This is a genomic window from Iodobacter fluviatilis (assembly GCF_004194535.1).
Classification (GTDB): Bacteria; Pseudomonadota; Gammaproteobacteria; order Burkholderiales; family Chitinibacteraceae; genus Iodobacter; species Iodobacter fluviatilis_A.
This window is the reverse complement of sequence record NZ_CP025781.1, coordinates 56685-73616: the sequence shown is the minus strand read 5'-3', so window position 1 is coordinate 73616 and position 16932 is coordinate 56685. Positions and strand designations below refer to the sequence as shown.

The 16932-nt window shown below is 48.7% G+C and carries 22 protein-coding genes; 11 read left to right on the top strand and 11 right to left on the bottom strand.

Annotated elements, in window-relative coordinates:
• The first annotated feature begins 52 nt into the window (after nt 1–52).
• From gspG to C1H71_RS00355, 9 genes are all read left to right on the top strand, one after another.
• On the top strand, nt 53–478 hold the full coding sequence (gspG, locus tag C1H71_RS00395) for a type II secretion system major pseudopilin GspG (protein ID WP_130104797.1): 426 nt from the start codon (nt 53–55) through the stop codon (nt 476–478).
• The gene (gspH, locus tag C1H71_RS00390; protein ID WP_130104796.1) at nt 478–975 is read left to right on the top strand and encodes a type II secretion system minor pseudopilin GspH; all 498 of its coding nucleotides are present in this window, start codon (nt 478–480) and stop codon (nt 973–975) included. Before gspG ends, gspH begins: the two co-directional genes overlap by 1 nt.
• Nucleotides 968–1339 carry a type II secretion system minor pseudopilin GspI gene (gspI, locus tag C1H71_RS00385; protein WP_188053456.1) on the top strand — a complete coding sequence of 124 codons (372 nt, stop codon included), beginning with the start codon at nt 968–970 and terminating at the stop codon, nt 1337–1339. The genes gspH and gspI overlap by 8 nt, the downstream gene beginning before the upstream one ends.
• 291 nt (nt 1340–1630) lie before the next feature.
• Nucleotides 1631–2215: a type II secretion system minor pseudopilin GspJ gene (gspJ, locus tag C1H71_RS00380; RefSeq protein ID WP_188053454.1), complete on the top strand. Its 585-nt coding sequence runs from the start codon at nt 1631–1633 to the stop codon at nt 2213–2215.
• Nucleotides 2212–3132, top strand: coding sequence for a type II secretion system minor pseudopilin GspK (gene gspK, locus C1H71_RS00375; protein ID WP_130104793.1), 921 nt, complete (start codon nt 2212–2214; stop codon nt 3130–3132). Before gspJ ends, gspK begins: the two co-directional genes overlap by 4 nt.
• A 165-nt stretch (nt 3133–3297) precedes the next feature.
• Nucleotides 3298–4473, top strand: a complete 1176-nt coding sequence (locus C1H71_RS00370; protein WP_130104792.1) for an O-succinylhomoserine sulfhydrylase — start codon at nt 3298–3300, stop codon at nt 4471–4473.
• Nucleotides 4474–4568: 95 nt separating this feature from the next.
• Nucleotides 4569–5708 (top strand): D-alanine--D-alanine ligase, encoded by a 1140-nt coding sequence (gene ddlA, locus C1H71_RS00365; RefSeq protein ID WP_262488351.1) that lies wholly within the window; start codon nt 4569–4571, stop codon nt 5706–5708.
• 226 nt (nt 5709–5934) lie between these two features.
• A complete protein-coding gene (locus C1H71_RS00360; protein WP_130104791.1) occupies nt 5935–6231 on the top strand; it encodes a helix-turn-helix transcriptional regulator in 297 nt (98 codons plus the stop codon).
• Nucleotides 6231–7571, top strand: coding sequence for a type II toxin-antitoxin system HipA family toxin (locus C1H71_RS00355; RefSeq protein ID WP_223145951.1), 1341 nt, complete (start codon nt 6231–6233; stop codon nt 7569–7571). The genes C1H71_RS00360 and C1H71_RS00355 overlap by 1 nt, the downstream gene beginning before the upstream one ends.
• 156 nt (nt 7572–7727) lie before the next feature.
• Here the strand turns inward: C1H71_RS00355 and C1H71_RS00350 are convergent, their stop codons facing one another.
• The 3 genes from C1H71_RS00350 to C1H71_RS00340 all read right to left on the bottom strand — a co-directional run bounded on the left by C1H71_RS00350 (nt 7728) and on the right by C1H71_RS00340 (nt 10164).
• A complete protein-coding gene (locus C1H71_RS00350; RefSeq protein WP_130104790.1) occupies nt 7728–8540 on the bottom strand; it encodes a crotonase/enoyl-CoA hydratase family protein in 813 nt (270 codons plus the stop codon).
• 54 nt (nt 8541–8594) lie between these two features.
• Complete coding sequence (locus tag C1H71_RS00345; protein WP_262488350.1) at nt 8595–9095, bottom strand: DUF4442 domain-containing protein; 501 nt, start codon at nt 9093–9095, stop codon at nt 8595–8597.
• A 151-nt stretch (nt 9096–9246) separates the two neighbouring features.
• Entirely contained in the window at nt 9247–10164 is a 918-nt protein-coding gene (locus C1H71_RS00340; RefSeq protein ID WP_130104789.1) for a LysR family transcriptional regulator ArgP, read from the bottom strand.
• A gap of 138 nt (nt 10165–10302) precedes the next feature.
• Here C1H71_RS00340 and C1H71_RS00335 point away from each other — a divergent pair, with 138 nt between their 5' ends.
• Nucleotides 10303–10800 carry a GNAT family N-acetyltransferase gene (locus C1H71_RS00335; RefSeq protein WP_188053452.1) on the top strand — a complete coding sequence of 166 codons (498 nt, stop codon included), beginning with the start codon at nt 10303–10305 and terminating at the stop codon, nt 10798–10800.
• 56 nt (nt 10801–10856) lie between these two features.
• Here C1H71_RS00335 and C1H71_RS00330 read toward each other — a convergent pair whose 3' ends face one another.
• From C1H71_RS00330 to C1H71_RS00315, 4 genes are all read right to left on the bottom strand, one after another.
• The gene (locus C1H71_RS00330; RefSeq protein WP_130104787.1) at nt 10857–11051 is read right to left on the bottom strand and encodes a hypothetical protein; all 195 of its coding nucleotides are present in this window, start codon (nt 11049–11051) and stop codon (nt 10857–10859) included.
• A gap of 260 nt (nt 11052–11311) precedes the next feature.
• A complete protein-coding gene (locus C1H71_RS00325) occupies nt 11312–12322 on the bottom strand; it encodes a nucleoid-associated protein (protein WP_130104786.1) in 1011 nt (336 codons plus the stop codon).
• 35 nt (nt 12323–12357) lie between these two features.
• Entirely contained in the window at nt 12358–12897 is a 540-nt protein-coding gene (locus tag C1H71_RS00320) for a flavodoxin domain-containing protein (RefSeq protein ID WP_130104785.1), read from the bottom strand.
• Between the two features lie 44 nt (nt 12898–12941).
• A complete protein-coding gene (locus C1H71_RS00315) occupies nt 12942–13361 on the bottom strand; it encodes a YkgJ family cysteine cluster protein (protein ID WP_130104784.1) in 420 nt (139 codons plus the stop codon).
• A 322-nt stretch (nt 13362–13683) separates the two neighbouring features.
• On the opposite strand from C1H71_RS00315, the gene C1H71_RS00310 reads away from it, so the two are divergent.
• On the top strand, nt 13684–13953 hold the full coding sequence (locus C1H71_RS00310) for a hypothetical protein (protein ID WP_130104783.1): 270 nt from the start codon (nt 13684–13686) through the stop codon (nt 13951–13953).
• Nucleotides 13954–14034: 81 nt separating this feature from the next.
• Here C1H71_RS00310 and C1H71_RS00305 read toward each other — a convergent pair whose 3' ends face one another.
• From C1H71_RS00305 to C1H71_RS00290, 4 genes are read right to left on the bottom strand one after another with little or no spacing between them, the layout of a single operon-like run.
• The gene (locus tag C1H71_RS00305) at nt 14035–15246 is read right to left on the bottom strand and encodes a hypothetical protein (RefSeq protein ID WP_130104782.1); all 1212 of its coding nucleotides are present in this window, start codon (nt 15244–15246) and stop codon (nt 14035–14037) included.
• A complete protein-coding gene (locus C1H71_RS00300) occupies nt 15246–16016 on the bottom strand; it encodes a hypothetical protein (protein WP_130104781.1) in 771 nt (256 codons plus the stop codon). Before C1H71_RS00300 ends, C1H71_RS00305 begins: the two co-directional genes overlap by 1 nt.
• A gap of 8 nt (nt 16017–16024) precedes the next feature.
• Nucleotides 16025–16567, bottom strand: a complete 543-nt coding sequence (locus C1H71_RS00295; RefSeq protein WP_130104780.1) for a hypothetical protein — start codon at nt 16565–16567, stop codon at nt 16025–16027.
• Nucleotides 16564–16851 carry a DnaJ domain-containing protein gene (locus C1H71_RS00290; RefSeq protein ID WP_223145950.1) on the bottom strand — a complete coding sequence of 96 codons (288 nt, stop codon included), beginning with the start codon at nt 16849–16851 and terminating at the stop codon, nt 16564–16566. Before C1H71_RS00290 ends, C1H71_RS00295 begins: the two co-directional genes overlap by 4 nt.
• Nucleotides 16852–16932: the final 81 nt, after the last annotated feature.

Sequence of the window (16932 nt, the reverse complement as noted above, 5' to 3'; positions counted from 1 at the left end):
TGCCGTGCCTTGAGTCTGCAACCAATTCAATATTCAAAGGGGATCATAAATAATGAAAAAAATACAAAGCGGTTTTACTTTAATTGAAATTTTGGTGGTGATTACCATTCTGGCTATTTTGGGCGCCTTGGTGGTGCCTAAGATTATGAATCGCCCGAATGAAGCGCGGGTGGTGGCGGCTAAGCAAGATATTCGCTCGATTGTGCAGGCTTTAAAGCTTTATAAGCTGGATAACGGCCGCTATCCAAGCACCGAGCAGGGCTTAAAGGCCTTGGTAGAAAAACCAAACGCCGCACCTTTGCCAAATAACTGGAAAACAGGCGGTTATTTAGAAAAATTGCCTAAAGATCCTTGGGGTGGTGATTATCTGTTCTTAAGCCCAGGTATTAAGGGCGAAATTGACGTGATGAGCTACGGCGCTGATGGCGAGCAAGGCGGCGAAGGCACAGACGCAGATATTGGCTCTTGGGATAATTAATGCGTAATCAAGGCTTTACGCTGATTGAAATCCTCGTGGTGCTTGCCATTATTGGCATCATCATGGGCTTGGCCGTGGTGCGTCTGGATTTATCAGATGGGCAAAGGGTTGCGCGTGAAGCCAGTCGCCTTGCCGCGTTGTTTGAATCGGCAAGAGATGAGGCGATTACGGGTGGGCAGGCGATTGCTTGGTCATCCGATGGCCAAGGCTATCAATTTTGGTTGCAAGATGCGCAAAACAATTGGCAATCCATTGCGGCGCACGATTTGCTTAATCCTCGGGTATTAGAAGAGGTAAGGGTAGATGGGTTTTCTGTTAATTTGCGCGAGCGGCGTTTAGGTGAGCGTTTAGTATTTGAGCCTTCTGGCGTTAACGCCCCATTTACTTTGCAGCTGCGTTTAAATAATAGCCGCTTAAATTTAATTGGCGATGTAATGGGGCGGGTTGAAGTGCACCAAGCCGATGCTTCTGCGCCTGTCGTTGCGCCACATGCGTAAACGTTTAGGCTTTACCTTAATTGAAGTGCTGGTGGCGCTGGCTGTGATTGCCATTGCTATGGGCGCAGCAATGAAAGCCACTTTAGCCAGCACTAATAACGCCATCGAGTTAAAAAGCCGCACCGCTGCGGGCTGGGTGGCACAAAACCGTTTAAACGAGCTGGCAGCACTAGGCGCTTGGCCTGAGATTGGTTCTACTGAAGGCAAAGAGTCACAAGCGGGGATGGATTTTGTGTGGCGAGTAGAAACGGGCGGCTCGCCCAACCGCAGTTTTCGCCGAGTTGAAATAAAAGTATTTAGTAGCGATGATAATCAGCACGCAGTGGCCACGCTGGTTAGCTATCTTGCGCATGTGTCTCATTAGAATCCATTAGCAACGGGTTGGTTGAATGAACACGCTGATCTGATCATCTGGTTGGATTTGCCGCTGTATTGGTGTTCACGGCGTGGCCCACGGATTAAAATCAAGCAGAAGATTGATACTCAAAGCATGATTGATAAGATAGATACTTTATGAGCCAGCCAGTACGCTAAGCAAGCATCGCTAGATTTGCTGCACACAATGCCCTGATCGGTAGCCGTGTGTAAATCAATCCCCTAGTCTTGGATTTCGTGGATCAAATCTCTTTTAACTGTATTTTAAGTGAGCTGTTCAGTGCCAAACCCTAAGCAGCACGGCTTTACCCTGCTGGAAATCTTGATTGCTTTGGCGGTGTTTAGCGTGGTTACGCTGATTTCCTACAAAGGGCTAGAGTCGGTGGCGCAAACACGTACCGCGCTCGATGCCGAAGCCAAACGGTGGCGAGATTTATCCCTCGTGTTTGATCGTATGGAAGAAGATATCAGCCAAGCAGTGGATAGACCGTGGCGAGATCAGGGTGGGGTAGAGCAGGCGGCGCTGCGTGGCACCAACAAACCAGAGCGCAAGGGGGATTGGCCTTTAGAGCTTATCCGCTTAGATCGTAACCGTGATGCTTTTCATGTGGCTTACCGTTTGCAAGATGGCCGCTTAGAACTCCTGCTGTGGGATGCCCTTGATTTGGGGCCAAGGACAGAGCCTCAGGTGCATAGTTTGCTTGAAAATATAAGTGGGTTTGAGGTGTTTTTTTTGGATACAGCCAGCCAGTGGCAAGCCAGCTGGCCCCCTGCAGGCAATAATAAAACCCCTCCACGTGGGGTGAAAATCAAGCTTACCCTGGGTGATAACAGTAGCGTTGAAAGGATTTACACTTTGCCATGATGCATAAACAACGTGGCATTGCCATTATCACCGCAGTACTCACCGCAGCATTGGTCACGACTTTGGCTGTCGCCATTGCTTGGCGGCAGCAGCTGTGGTTTAGGCAATTAGAAAATCAATTTGATCTGGCCGAGGCACGCGGCATTGCACGGGCCTCGATCAACCTTGCACGGCTTACTTTAAGAGATGACGCACGCAATAATCAGATTGATCATCAGCTAGAGCCTTGGAATATTCCTATTCCTGCGATTCCCGTTGAGGCGGGCAAGGTGGGCGGGCGTTTATTAGAGCAGCAAGGGCGTTTTAATATCAATAATGTAGTGCAAAACGGTGTCTTGAATGAGGCTGGCTTTGCCGCGTTTCAACGCCTCTTGCAAAACCTGGGTCTGCCGCTGGATATCGCCAATGCCTTGGTGGATTGGCAAGACGCGGATAGCTTAACGCGTTATCCCGGTGGCGCAGAAGATGTGGAATACCTAGCGATGCCAGAGGCGTATCGGGCCGCAAACCGCAGCTTGTTAGATATTCAAAGCCTATCGCGCATTCGTGGTTTTACCCCAGAGCTGATCGCCAAGCTAGAGCCGATGATTAGCGTCTTGCCGCAGGCAACGCCCATTAATGTTAACTTTGCTGGCGCTGAAGTGCTTTCGGCGATTATTCCCGGCCTGAGCGTTTCTGCTGCCGGCGGCGTGGTTGCCAAGCGCTCGGGCAAGTATTTTAAAAGCATCGAAGAATTCAAACTTGCCTTGCCGCAACCCTTACAAGCGGGCATGCCTGCTGATGTGGTATCGGTGCAAAGCCGCTATTTTATTAATGAAGTAGACGCTCACTTTGGCCGCGTCAATATGAGCTTTCAAGCGCTGCTGGAGCGTAAGACCGATCAAATCCCGCGAATTGTGTGGCTGAGAAGGAAGTGAGCTTTGAACGCATCGTATTAGATGCCGCCTGCGTGAATGCATTACGCCATGCCGAACAGGAGCGGCGTGGTGGAATGCTTACGTTATAATCAGCACCTAAAGCGGACGTGATAGCCTGTTAAGAAAGTATTACCCTTCCTTAGACCGTGACCGAGTATAAAAGCCATGTTTGAAGACGAATCCTTGCACCCAGATACGCTGGCCGTTCGCGCTGGCACAACACGCAGCCAGTTTGGTGAGCACTCAGATGCCATGTATCTTACTTCCAGCTTTGTGGTCGGCAGTGCAGAAGAAGCCTCGCTTAAATTTACCGGCCAAATTCCTGGCTTTATCTACTCCCGCTTTACCAATCCTACCGTTAGCGCTTTTGAAGAAAGACTAGCCGCCTTAGAAGGCGCAGAGCGCGCCGTGGCTACGGCCTCAGGCATGAGCGCGATTTTGTCGCTGTTTATGGCGCACTTAAAATCTGGCGACCATGTGGTGGCCTCGGCTAGCCTGTTTGGCTCCACCATTCAGCTGCTCAATGTATATCTAAGTAAATTTGGTGTAAGTGTTACTTATGTTTCAGCGACAGATACTACTGAGTGGGCAGATGCTTGCCAGCCGAACACCAAGCTGCTGTTCTTAGAAACACCATCCAATCCGCTGACTGAAATTAGCGATATTCGCACGATTGCCGACATCGCCCATGCGCACGATGCCCTATTGGTGGTGGATAACTGTTTTTGCACGCCTATCTTACAAAAGCCATTAGCACTAGGCGCGGATTTGGTCGTTCATTCGGCGACTAAATATATTGATGGGCAAGGCCGGGTCTTGGGCGGGGCGGTGGTCGGCTCATCGGTACTTGTTGAGCCAGTGTATTTATTCCTACGCACTGCAGGCCCTAGTTTGTCAGCATTCAATGCTTGGGTCTTACTCAAGGGCTTAGAAACCCTGCCTATCCGCATGCGCGCCCATTCAGAAACCGCCTTAAAACTAGCCACCTACCTAGAAGCGCATCCTGTTATTGAGCAAGTCTACTACCCCGGCCTGCCTTCGCACCCACAGCATACGCTGGCGATGACCCAGCAAAACGCCGGTGGCGGCATGGTGTCTTTTGTGGTGAAAGGTGGCCGCGAACAAGCATGGAAAATCGTCGATGCAGTGCAACTCATCAGCCGCACCGCCAATCTAGGCGACACCCGCAGCACCATCACCCATCCGGCCAGCACCACCCACGCCCGCATCACCCCCGCAGCAAGAGAGGCCGCAGGGATTACTGAAGGGCTGATCCGTATTTCGGTGGGGCTGGAATATATTGATGATTTGATTGCTGATTTGGAGCAGGGGTTGGCTTAGTACTTTTGTTTGAATTATGAAAGCCCAGCTTTGTTAAGCTGGGCTTTTTGTATGTCAGAGCTTCGTCAGGATTGTTTCACAAAATTAGAAAACGTATGCAGGCAAATTTTAATCAATTTTTGACTTTGATAAGGGCACAGCACATGGTGGAGAAGGCGTTGGTAAAAGTGGGCATACTTTTCGGCGGGAAGTCGGTCGAGCACGAAGTATCATTACTGTCAGCAAAAAACGTGATGGATGCACTCGATTTAGACAGATTCGAGCTTGTCCCTATCTTTGTCGATAAAGCTGGGCGATGGCTGCTGGTGGACTCTCTGGATTCTTTGCTTGAGGAAACGGAGTCAGGCGGCGCAGTGATAAACCATGGTCAATTGGTTTCGTTTTTTCCGGGCGGCAAGGGGAGGTTAGTACATCTTTCCGACATGGCGAGCAGCACGTATGTTGACGTTGTGTTTCCTGTGCTGCACGGCTCGTGTGGCGAGGATGGCAGTATTCAGGGTTTGTTGAAGCTCGCTGGTGTTCCTTATGTTGGATCGGAAATTATTGGATCCGCAATTGGCATGGACAAGGATGTAAGCAAGCGATTATTACGCGAGGCTGGTATTCCTGTTGCTCCCTTTTATGCGTTCAAACGGGGTGACGTGATCGACTGCCGCAAAGTGCTGGAAGAGCTTGGATTACCTGTGTTTGTTAAGCCGGCGAGCCTTGGATCGTCGGTTGGCGTAGCAAAAGTGGAAGATGTGTCCGGGTTGCAAGCGGCGATAGACGCCGCCTTTAAATTTGATGCTAAGGTGTTGGTGGAAAAGTTTATTGAAGGGCGAGAAATCGAGTGCGCCGTGTTAGGGAACGACGACCCAATTGCATCTGTCGTTGGTGAAATAAGTAGCAGCCATGATTTCTATTCGTATGAGGCAAAGTATGTCGATAAGAAGGCTGTGAAATTAACGGTGCCCGTAAATATAGACCCGACGATTGCTGATCGAGTCAGAGCGTTGAGTGTGCAGTCTTTTCATGTGCTGTGTTGCACGGGTATGGCTCGAGTCGATTTTTTCCTGAGCAAGGATGGCAGCCTTCTTGTGAATGAAATTAATACGATACCGGGATTTACCAGTATGAGCATGTATCCACTTTTGTGGCAGGCCACTGGCTTGGTATATAGAGAGCTTATCAGTCAGTTGATCGAGCTGGCCATGCAGCGCTTTGCAATGAATGAAGAATTAAAAACGTCTTTTTGATACCGTTGTGTAGGGCGGGTTAGTTTCATCAACCCGCCCTGACTGCCCATTGTGATATCAGAATCAGATTGGCGGCCTACGCCCTCGGCTAAAAGCCAATATCCCTCGTATTTACTTAGTTAAAAAAACAGCCAATAGCCTGTAAATAAATTTTACAGTCTACAATCTGTTTTATTGATTTACAGCGTATTAGCTGTAATAATTAAGTATCTCGAAGGAGCCTGCTGTGAACTATCCTCTTCAAACCCTTTCTCAGTTGCGGCCTGTTTTACAGGGGTTTCGCAAGGCGAATAATCTGACGCAAGCGGCTTTGGCGGAGCGCTTGGGGATTACTCAGCAAACTTATGCCCAGCTAGAGGCAAACCCGGCATCGGCCAGCGTAGAGCGCTTATTTAAAGTGTTGCGTGCTTTGGATGTGGAGTTGTGGCTAAGCCACGCTTCTGTTACAGAGCCAGATGTGGCAGATGCCGTGGTGATGGCGAAAGAGACGCAATTGGCTGATCCCGCTCAGGAAAACTGGTAGTGGGGCGGCTATTGCAAAAGCAGCGGCTGTGTATCTGGATGAATGGCGTGCTGGTGGGCGAGTGGTCCAGAGCGCCAGATGGCGAGCGCCTTGCGTATTCGCCTTATTGGGTAAAGTACCGCAAAGGTCGGCCTTTATCTTTGTCTTTGCCGTTTACGCCGGGTAATCAGGTTTATAAAGGCGAGCTGGTCAGCGCTTTTTTTGACAATCTTTTACCCGATAGTGATGCCATACGCAGGCGCTTGGCATTGCGTTATCAATCAGCCAGCCTAGCACCATTTGATTTGCTGGCCGTGCTGGGGCGGGATTGCGTAGGGGCTATTCAGCTGCTTGTGCCTGATGAGTCCCCCGATCATTTGTTTACGATTAAGGGCGAGGTACTTACTGAGGCCGACATTGCCCGCTTGCTTCGTAATTCAACGGTCAACGGGGCGCTGGGGCCGACTGATTTAGAGGGTGATTTGCGGCTATCTATTGCCGGTGCTCAGGAGAAAACAGCACTGCTTTATCATAAAGGGCAGTGGTTATTGCCCGAAGGCAGCACACCTACCACGCATATTTTTAAGCTGCCTATGGGCTTGGTCGGCAATATGCAGGCCGATATGCAAACATCGGTGGAAAACGAATGGCTATGCGCCAAGATTGTTGCCGCTTATGGCTTGGATGTAGCGGCCTGTGATATTGGGCGTTTTGAGGATCAGAAAGCATTGATTGTTCGGCGCTTTGATCGAAAATTATCGAGTGATGGCCGTTGGATTATCCGCTTGCCGCAGGAGGATATGTGTCAGGCCAGCGGCACTCATCCTTTAAGGAAGTATCAGATTGATGGTGGCCCCAGCATGGGGCAGATTATGGATATCTTGCGTGGATCAAGCCGCGCGGAACAAGATCGGCGTGATTTTTTTAAAGCGCAATTGGTATTCTGGCTGCTGGCCGCAACCGATGGCCATGCCAAGAATTTTAGCGTGTTCCAAATACCCGGCGGGCGATTCCAATCCACGCCCCTTTACGACATCCTTTCTGCGCACCCGATTATCGGCACAGGCCGCAATCAGCTAGCACCACAAAAAGTAAAGTTAGCCATGGCGGTGCGGGGCAGTAGCAATCATTACTTGCTGGATAAAATACAGCGTAGACACTGGTTGGCTCAGGCACGCCAAGCAGGGCTGGGGAGTAATGTGGCAGAAGCAATCATTGCTGAGCTGCTTGCTGCTACCGCTGAAGTATTAAAGAGTGTGAGCGCTCAATTGCCCACCGATTTTCCACCGAGCTTGGCAGATGCCATCTTGGATGGTGTGCAGCGGCAATGTAATAAGCTCGCAGCAATGACGGCTATCTAATCTTCTTTTTTTTAAAATCAACTCTGCGTCCCAAGTGCCTATGCTCATGTATAAGGCTCGGGTACTAAGATCGTCATTCCCAAGTGTTTCTGCTGGATTACCGATACAACCATTCGGGAATGACGTGCATGCTAACTGGGGAAATGAACCAAGTTTTTAATCCAAATACTGCGCCGCGCGCCCGCTCATTTGCGCGGTGATGGCTTCTTTGATGTCGGCAGAGAGCAGCATGCCGCCGTTCCAAGTAGCCACGTATTCTAAGCCATCGCTTACGCTATGATCGCGGCTGTAGTTCAGTACCTGCTTGCTGCCGCGCACGGCCAGTGGCGATTGCGCTGCAATGACGCTGGCGGTGCGCATAGCGGCGGCAAGGCATTCTTCTGGGCTAACAAACACTTGGTTAACCAAACGCACGCTAAGCGCATCGTTGGCGGGCATATCCATTGCGGTGAAGGTCATTTCACGCGCTGTGCCTTCGCCTACTATGCGGCCTAAGCGTTGCAAGCTACCTACGTCGGCCACCAAGCCCATCGCCACTTCATGCACGCTAAAGCTGGCGTCTGTGCTGGCGTATCTAAAATCTGCCGCCAGCACCAAATCTAAGCCGCCGCCCACACATGCGCCATGAATCGCGGCAATCACGGGTTTGCGGCAGTGTTCTAGGCTGCTGACCGAGGATTGCAGGTTTAAAATCAGGGCGCGGATGGTTTCGCGATTACGCGCTTCGCATTCGCTCGTCAGGCTGGTTTGGATTTCAGCCAGCATCATTAAATCAATCCCTGCACAGAAATTACGCCCAGCGCCATTGATCACCACGGCGCGCACTTCGGCGGTTTGATCGCACCAGTTCAGCGCTGCTTTAATCTCTTGCCACATCAGGGCGTTGAGCGAATTGGCTTTTTTAGGGCGATTAAGCGTGACAAGGGCGATGGCGTTGCTGACATTCACTTCAATCGTTTCGCATTGCATGGCGCATCCTTGGTGAGTAGAAGCTTGCAGTGGTATTAAATTGATGTGAAAGGCTTAATCGCGCTTTTTAGGCAACCATGCCCAGACCATTTCGCACTGAATAGGCGCTTCGTCAGATTCATCGCTGACCTCTACATTTACCGCAAAGTTGCCTTTTTCTGTGCTGTGTAATAGCTCGATTTGCTCAGCACTTAATGTGGCTACGGCGCGCATATTGCCTTGTGAGCGTTTTTGGTAATCCACATGCATAGATTTAAGCAGCAGCAGTTTATCGTCCGGCACATTCATGGCCATTACAAAGCCGGTGCTGGTTTCGGCCAGCAGCGCCATCGCCGCAGCGTGTACGCCCTTAATGTGGTTTTGTACTTTGCGGCGGTTTTTAATTGAAACCACTAGCCGAGCCGCGCTGACTTCCTCAAACTGCACGCTGGTCGTCGATAAAAAGGGCACGATACGGCCAAAGAGCTTGGTCAGGATAAAGCTGCGTAAGCCTTGGGGCAGATTCGCAGTCTTGGCTGCAATACGGCTCATTTTGTTCAGTGGGCGGGTCATCATTTCTTGCCTTATCTTGCTGGAATATAAGACAAAATAGCAAGATATGGTCCCTTGCGTGATCGGAGTATCCCGACTTTACAAACGATCGTTTTAATGCCGTGTTTTATTTTAACAATACTGAAAGAATTTCGCTCCGTTTCAAACACTACGCTTACAAGGCTGTTAAATGTAAAGAGGCTTCTTGTGCGGGCAGTACGCGCCTGCCAAAGGCAAGCACCGCATCGCTGATGCGCTTGGCTTCTTGTGTTTGTTTTTGCCAATGGTGCCAAAACAAGGGTGTATAAATGCGCTCGGATTGGGCTAGCTCAATAATTTTCCCGCTGGTAATGGCTGGCTTGGCTTGGGCATAAGGAATAGCGGCATAGGCCAGCCCAAAGCACACAGCATCAAATAGGGCGTGGCTTTCAGGGATCTGATGGCAGGGGAAGTGATCATCCATAATGCCGTAGCGCTCGCCAAGCCAGCGCCGGTGTAATGAATCCCGATTGCCAAATACCGCCGTGGGAGCGTGCATCAAGGCGGTTTGGGTAAAGCCTTGGGCAAAATAACGCTCGGCAAAAGCGGGCGTTGCCACAAATACATAGGGCATGCTGCCCAGGCTTTGCACCGCGCAGCCCGTGACCGCGTTGGCTTGGGTGCTGATGCAGCCCGCCACATCGCCCGCACGCAGTAAATCCAGCGTATAGCCTTCGTCATCAATCACGCATTCCAGCAGTAAGCGCTCACTTTCTAAGAGTGGGGCGAGGGCATCTAATAAGCCAATGGCCAAGCTATCTGCATTTACGCCAAGGCGCACGCTTTGCCAATCTTGCTCTTTAAAATCAATTTGCTCGGCCAAGGCCGCTTCTAGCTGGCGGACGTGCCGAAAATGCACAATCAGCATCTCACCAGCGCGGGTGGCGTGCACGGGGCTATCACGCACCACCAAGACTTTGCCGAGCTTTTCTTCTAGGGATTTAATCCGCTGCGATACGGCTGACTGGGTTAAAAACAGGCGTTTAGCGGCCCGCTCAAAACTACTTTCCTTTACCACCATTTCCAGCGCTTCTAGTAATTTATAGTCAAGCATCAGTTTGGCTTATGCAACATAAGAATTGCTTGTTTTACCACAAATCAAGCTTGTGTTTGAATGTTAAGCATCAAACAAAGTATGACATCGAATTAAATGATTGCCTCGCCAAGCGCTGCGATTTATCTGGATAAAAAAATGAATACCTTATTAAGTGATGGAAGCACACTGACTATTCGCCAAGCTAATCTAGATGATCTGCATGAAATCTGGCGTTTATGGGGGGCATGGGCTTTATTTGATGAGTATCGTCAGCATTTTAATCAAGCCACAGATTTAGAAGCAGGGCATCAATTTTTAATTGAACGCCTAAAAAGTGGTGACTCGGTATTATTTACCGCATGTGAAGGCACTAAAACGGTGGGCTTTGCTCAGCTGTATTGGAATATCTCTTCATTGCGTATGCAAAAAACTTTATTGCTGAATGATTTATATGTAACTAAAGAATCACGGCATCGTGGTGTAGGGCGTGCGCTGATTAAAGCCACCGAAGATTTCGCCGCCCAGCAGCATGTGGTCTATATGGAAATGGAATCCGCTGCTAGCGAAAAAGATGCCTTATCTTTATATAAAAACGCAGGTTGGCAGCCTAGCCGTGATTATGTAGTTTATGAGCGTAAATTACTGGCCGCTTAGTGATTGTTGTTTGTTCAATAAAAAAGCCACGATGCTTAAATCGTGGCTTTTTTGTATTATTTTATATCTTCTAAGTAATCTAATGCTTTCTCTGCTTTGGCGGCGGCACGATCTGCCAGCTCGTTGCGTATTTGACGCCTCGCTTCAAATTGTTGCCGGTGAAGCCCCATCACGACGATTTCCATATTGCGCTGAGATTGCTCCAGCTGACGGCGCTGGCGAGGGGTTTTGAACGTAGAAGGCAGAGTCATGGGAGTACCTTTTTTGAGGGTTACCGTTTGATCACTGAGACTCCTGATAAAGGAGCCGGTCACATCGCCTAGCATCGCTGTTATTGATTACAGTTTAAAGATATTACGCCAATTCTTTGTGTATGCAATATTACATATTGCCCGTGGCTTGGCTGGCTTGAGGGTAAGGCCACTTTAATAAAGTGGCCTGATGCTTGCTCAGGCTAGCCAAGCTAGTTTAGTTGAATTTTATTGCAATGCAATATAAGTCGTGTTGTTGCTTAAGATTTGGTTTCAGCTAAGAGCTCTTTACGCATTTCTTCTGGGATATTAGATAGCACCAGCGTATCGTTTTCTGGGTTGTAATGCACCGCGCCCGAGCGCAGGCTGCTGCGATCGAATTCTAGCTTCCAGTGCGGGGCCTTGGTTTTAAAGGTGCGTAGCGGTTTAATGGCGCGGCGATCGGGCACAAAGCCATCGCTGATTTCAACGGCTTGATTATCCAGTACATTCTGTAATTGCTGCGGTGCATCAGGCCAAGCTTGTTCTGCGACTTGTGCCCGTGTTACTGGGCAACTGGCATTACCTAGCTCGTCTAGGTATTGATGCGCACGCTCAAATAGCTGATCGCGTTCTGTGGCGGGAAGCTGTTGCTCTTCTGCAAATTGGCTAAGGCCTTGCACTAGTTTTTGAGTTTCTTTCAGCGCCACCACCACATCATTACAGCCTAAAAATGATTTAAAGTAATGGGCGACATCGCCTCGGCCACGTAAAAAGCTGATATAGCGTTCAGTGCCATTTTGCCAAGCTTGCAGATCAATCTTACCTGCCACTTTTAAATTGGCGGTATCTAGATAAAGGCTATCGGCAATGTCTAAGTCTTCGTTAAGCTTGGTGCCCATGACTTCAGACAAGATGGTGAAGAGTAAATAATCGCTGCCATCGGCTTTTACTCGTGCAATCAGCACGTAGCCGCCACTGGCCAGAGGCTCTTGCTCTAGCCGCGTTTGCAGGTGCTGCATCATTTGGCACGATAGCGTGTAAAAATCGACGCTAGCATCGTTTAAATGGCGGCGAATCATGGCTTGAATGGGGAAGCTTTCCTCGTCAGTCTCGAAGCTCCCAAATCCTTTGCCCATGCGCTGCACATACAGCTGGCTGAGCTGGTCAACCAGCCTTTGCGCGGCAGGTGTTGGGCTGATTTCCTTGCTGCTTAAACGCAGGCTAACGGGGCCGTGCGCTTCTTTATTGATCTGGTGGCTAATTAGGTTGGCAATGGTGTTGCTGCTCATGTTGGTTCTCTGTGATGGCTTTGGGGCGCAGTTTACTATTCATCGGGAGTTGGCAGGCAAAGATGCGTGGTGATTTTTTGTGCGAACACGGCCAGCTGTTGCCAATCCGTGTATTCCACACTACAGCGACCATCGCTGGGGCCGCCGCTTAAATACATGATGAAACGAATCATTTGCCTATCTAGCCAGCTATAGCGCGGGTAATCAAGCTTGCCAGCTAAGGCAATCACCGCAAAGGGCGTTAGATTAAATTGTGAAATGAGTTTTCTTAAGTAGTTATTGGGGGCGCCATTGCCCTTGCGGGCGCTTAGGCTAACCGATGCAATGGCCAATGGGATATGTTGAATCTGGCGGGGTGCGCTACGCAAAAACGTGGCGACCTCTGGCAAATGCCGCCCATAGCGTACTGCAGCAACCATAATGATGGCGCTGCAATTATCGTATTGGCTAGGCGGTTGTTTTATATCACATAGCTCAACAGCTAGAGCGTGGTGAGAAAGATAAAGTGCGAGTGTTCTAGCGATCCGCTGGGCTTGGCCATCATAGCTGGCATATAGGATAAGGACTGGTTTCATCCCCTCAGTGTAAAACGCCTGCGGGGATGTGCGTTGAGCTGGGTCTAACTACCAATCAATAAGCTGGCCGCACGGCTGCGATAAGCGCAATAGCCTGGGCGAGGGCCAATACGCGGATGGTTACGACAGGTGTTGGGACGCTGCTCGTAGATCGTGCATAGCCGGGTTTTTAGATCTAAATAGCGGCAATCACCATTGGATTTGCGCTTCAGCGTGTAAATGCTGTTTTTAAAATTAAAGTGATCAATGATGCCCGCTTTTGTTAAGCGCTTGGCGATTTGCTTAGGTGGCTCGCCTTCGGCTTCAAAAGCATCAACCAGATTCATGCGCACTAAATCGCTTAGTTTTACTTCTACCGGCATGGTGCAACAGGATGATTGGCAGTTTTGGCATAAATCATCCCGAAATTTAATCCAAGTGGCTGGGTTTTCGGGGTGAGCGTGATAAATCAAAGGGTTTGTCATAGGAGTCTATTTGGCAGGCTACTGGCGATCGGGGGCGTATTCTGCCTGTTTTTTCTATTCATGGGCTTATTAACTGACTTAATGCCAGATGATCGTGATTTATTCTGATCAATAGAGCAGATAGCGGATAAAACAGCAGGCTGTTTTTGTATTTTTACTTTTGTGCCTTGCTTCGATCGCAAAAACACCGCATTCTTCGCCCTTGGTTTTTTTATCTTGGCGCTCGTTTGTGTTTGAACTGGCTACTGGATGGGTTACGGTTATACTTAAGTGCTTAAAAAAATGATCACGAGTCATAGCTGTAGAATGAAAGAGGGTGCAAATGTTAAGTAAATTTCAGTTGTATAAACTAGACGGGTTTAAATCCGACGAACAAAATCGAAAAGAACGGACTCCGGGACGTTTTGGTCAGGAAGCGGCAAAAGTAATGGATAAACGCGAACAACGTAAATTAGATCAAGCAGCAGGTTTGGTGCCATTTGCAGTAAAGCTGAACGGCGATCTGATTAAAGAATTGCACGCCACAGCAGAAAAACGCCAAATTACTTTGGCTGAGCTGGTCACTGAATTGCTGCAAAAAGGCTTGGTATAAGCTTTAGCATTACTCTAAGTGGTTTTTTAGAGTAGATAAATAAAAAGGGGAAAGCCTAGGCTTTCCCCTTTTTATTTGCATTTACGCACGGCCTTTCCATTTTGCATTGCAGCGTTGCTGCAAATATCGGAGTGCGCGCTCCATGTAAAGATCTGGATATTGAGGGTCTTTGTTGGCGAGGGCGGCTTCGGCTTCGGCTTTTAAATCATTTTGCCAAAAATCGTTGATTTCCTCACGCTGGCTCATTGGCACGTGGTTATCAATAAACTTTGCAAGGGCTTGGGCGTTAAAACCATGATCCCGAACATATTGAGTAATGGTGATGGCTTCCCGTTTAAGCATGGCGGCTTTAAAGGGGAGCTCACAAGCACTAAATAGCAATAATGTGGCAAGCGTTTCTGAATCTGAATCAAGGCCAGTGAGCCGCTGCCAATTATCTGCAATAGCTTGGTCATATAGGCTGATTTCATTATGCCCACCACGCAAATAATAAGATTCAACATGCTGATTGCCTGTTTTTATTTTTGGCAATTCATTTTGAATAAAGGCATTCATCTCGGCTTGGGCGCTGGTTTGAATCGCCGTAGGGGTTTCTTTAAAAAAAGCGGCCAGATGCTCAGCATTTAACGTGGTCGATTTTTTCTTTGCTATTTTAATATAACGATCATAGTCGGCGCGGCGCAGTGGTTTTTCATCACTGCCCTTGGCGTAAAGCATGAGCATGCTGCTTAAAATTAATGATTCAGCATCGCAAATATCATCGCTGGCTAGTTTTAGCTTTTTTGCTAGCCAAAAGCCTAAATCAATCTTGCTTTGTAATAGTTGGCCTTCGCGTAAATCGGCTTGATATTGTGGCCAAGAGATACGCTCTTGTGAGCTCATGATGTTTAAATAAGATTGCTGCTCATCAAGCGATATACCGCCCGATTTAATCAGTAGGGTATTTTGTGCCTGCCCCGCAATATTGCGCAGTAAATCAGCGCCTTTTTTGGAGTGGGATAGCAGGGTATTGTTTTGTAATGATTGTGCGGCGATATGGATATCGCCCTTAGATAAATCTTCTAAATAGAGGCTAATTAAATTGACGGTACGAATCAGCGCGAGCTCTAAATCTGGACGTAAATAAGCTGTGCCAAAATAATTGGCGATTTGCACGACGCCCTTGGCTAAATCGGCTTGGATCGTGGTGCAACGCTCAGGCGAAATAAGACCTTGTGCTACGCCGTAGCTCAAGGCTTTGTCAAAAAAACGGCGCTGGTCAAAAGTTGAAATTGCAGTGGAAGCTGTACCCATTAAATTGCAGACTCTTCAATATCGTCGTTGCTACTGTTGCAGATGGCTTGCAATAGTTTATCCAAGGCTTCAGGGTTGATCTCGGTTTTTTGTGCTGCGCGTTGGCAGGCTGCCAGCATCCGGCTTTGTACTTCATCGATAAGATGATCGAAAGCATCGGGAACCTCGTGAAATAAAATCCACAACGTTTCTTTCCAATCATTGTCAGCAAGTTCGGTGCGGGAGTAGCCCCAGTCAACCTTGTCCATGATGTTTTCGCTGGAGTAAAAAACCTCAAAAAACGCACTGATTTCTTCTGGATCAAGGATATTTTCGTCGTCTAAAAACGGCAATGGCGTGGTTTCTAAGTGGGCGCGCAGAATGAAATTGAGCGCAACTTCATAATGTCCCTCAAAATAATCGGCCAGAATACCTGCGCCGCCTTTTTGCTCAAAAATGGCTTCTAGATAATCCGGTGCGGTATCGGCGTGCTTGTAAATTACCGCATTCATCATGCCGCGCAGCTTGTCTTTATTGCGCTCACCATAGAGCTTATCCAGCACTACTGCTCGGGCAAATTGCTCGGGAGAGACGACTAGACTGAGCACCGTTTCTTTGGCTGAGTCATATTCACGCAAGATGGCCAGCAAATCCTTAGGAGCAACATCTTCTAAAATAACGGACAAAGCATGATCGCCATGCTCGTCAGCAATGTCAGATAGCGCTTTTTCTGCGCCGCTAATGTTGCCGACTAGAATGAGCTTTGAGGCATTGATAATTGCTGGATGCATGATCGTCCTTAATTTGCGTCTATGGTTTCAAAGCCTTGCTCGGCCAGCCAGTTTGAGCCGGATTCGCCTAAATCATCGCTCTCTTGCTCATCATTATCATCACCCTCAGTATCATGCTCGTCTGGCTCTGCTGAGGCGCTTTTGGCCGCGCTGTGCGAGTCATGAAGACGGTGGAATTCGAGTGCGGCGCTGCTCACTAAAAACACATCGCCCCCGTCGGCTTCTATCGCAGCATCAACTAAGGGTTGGGCCCAATCAGCAATACTTAGATTGTCTTTGATCTCCTCCCAAACCAAAAAATCATCGTCATCAGGCTCGCTACGCATCAGGGTGCGCATCATTTGCGGCGCGTGAAAGCTAAATGCGTTGTAGAACGTTACCGCCACCATTTCGGGGCTGAATTCAATCATGGGCAGTAGCGCTTCAAATTGCTTGCGCTTCTCGTTTAGGCGCTTTTTGATGGCAGAGCGGCCTTCAGAGTCGGTCATTAAATCGTCAAGCTCTGCGCTATACGCCGATGTTAGTTCTTCAAAATAAGGGGAAAAACTCAATTTAATATGCCTTGTATATAGAACGCCGAAATTTCTTGGGCAATTTCGAGGGGATTATCAATCAGGCTGCGCTGCCGGTAATTATCGTAAGCTTTACGGCGGGTGACATCGCTTAAAACCTCATAGGCTTCTTGGATCTCTCGAAAGCGTGCTGGCGCAGCCGGGTCAGGATTTTTGTCTGGGTGAAATTTCGCCGCGTTTTTGCGGTAGGCCGATTTAATCAGATCGATACTGGCATTGGGGGGCACGCCGAGCTTTGCATAATGATCGCTGTTTAAAGACACTGCTTTATCCTCGGTGTAAGGTGATCGGTATGCCAAGCAAAAAGCCCACATCTTGAATGCGGGCTTTTAAATATCTTGTTT

What these genes read in the sequence shown, in the direction of transcription:
- C1H71_RS00325 (WP_130104786.1), bottom strand. Translation starts at nt 12,322, where the DNA reads ATGAGCAGCAACACCATTGCCAACCTAATTAGCCACCAGATCAATAAA.
- C1H71_RS00340 (WP_130104789.1), bottom strand. Translation starts at nt 10,164, where the DNA reads ATGCTTGACTATAAATTACTAGAAGCGCTGGAAATGGTGGTAAAGGAA.
- ddlA (WP_262488351.1), top strand. Translation starts at nt 4,569, where the DNA reads ATGCAGGCAAATTTTAATCAATTTTTGACTTTGATAAGGGCACAGCAC.
- C1H71_RS00350 (WP_130104790.1), bottom strand. Translation starts at nt 8,540, where the DNA reads ATGCAATGCGAAACGATTGAAGTGAATGTCAGCAACGCCATCGCCCTT.
- C1H71_RS00310 (WP_130104783.1), top strand. Translation starts at nt 13,684, where the DNA reads ATGTTAAGTAAATTTCAGTTGTATAAACTAGACGGGTTTAAATCCGAC.
- C1H71_RS00300 (WP_130104781.1), bottom strand. Translation starts at nt 16,016, where the DNA reads ATGCATCCAGCAATTATCAATGCCTCAAAGCTCATTCTAGTCGGCAAC.
- gspI (WP_188053456.1), top strand. Translation starts at nt 968, where the DNA reads ATGCGTAAACGTTTAGGCTTTACCTTAATTGAAGTGCTGGTGGCGCTG.
- C1H71_RS00345 (WP_262488350.1), bottom strand. Translation starts at nt 9,095, where the DNA reads ATGATGACCCGCCCACTGAACAAAATGAGCCGTATTGCAGCCAAGACT.
- C1H71_RS00370 (WP_130104792.1), top strand. Translation starts at nt 3,298, where the DNA reads ATGTTTGAAGACGAATCCTTGCACCCAGATACGCTGGCCGTTCGCGCT.
- gspK (WP_130104793.1), top strand. Translation starts at nt 2,212, where the DNA reads ATGATGCATAAACAACGTGGCATTGCCATTATCACCGCAGTACTCACC.
- C1H71_RS00305 (WP_130104782.1), bottom strand. Translation starts at nt 15,246, where the DNA reads ATGGGTACAGCTTCCACTGCAATTTCAACTTTTGACCAGCGCCGTTTT.
- C1H71_RS00315 (WP_130104784.1), bottom strand. Translation starts at nt 13,361, where the DNA reads ATGACAAACCCTTTGATTTATCACGCTCACCCCGAAAACCCAGCCACT.
- gspG (WP_130104797.1), top strand. Translation starts at nt 53, where the DNA reads ATGAAAAAAATACAAAGCGGTTTTACTTTAATTGAAATTTTGGTGGTG.
- C1H71_RS00330 (WP_130104787.1), bottom strand. Translation starts at nt 11,051, where the DNA reads ATGACTCTGCCTTCTACGTTCAAAACCCCTCGCCAGCGCCGTCAGCTG.
- gspH (WP_130104796.1), top strand. Translation starts at nt 478, where the DNA reads ATGCGTAATCAAGGCTTTACGCTGATTGAAATCCTCGTGGTGCTTGCC.
- C1H71_RS00335 (WP_188053452.1), top strand. Translation starts at nt 10,303, where the DNA reads ATGAATACCTTATTAAGTGATGGAAGCACACTGACTATTCGCCAAGCT.
- C1H71_RS00320 (WP_130104785.1), bottom strand. Translation starts at nt 12,897, where the DNA reads ATGAAACCAGTCCTTATCCTATATGCCAGCTATGATGGCCAAGCCCAG.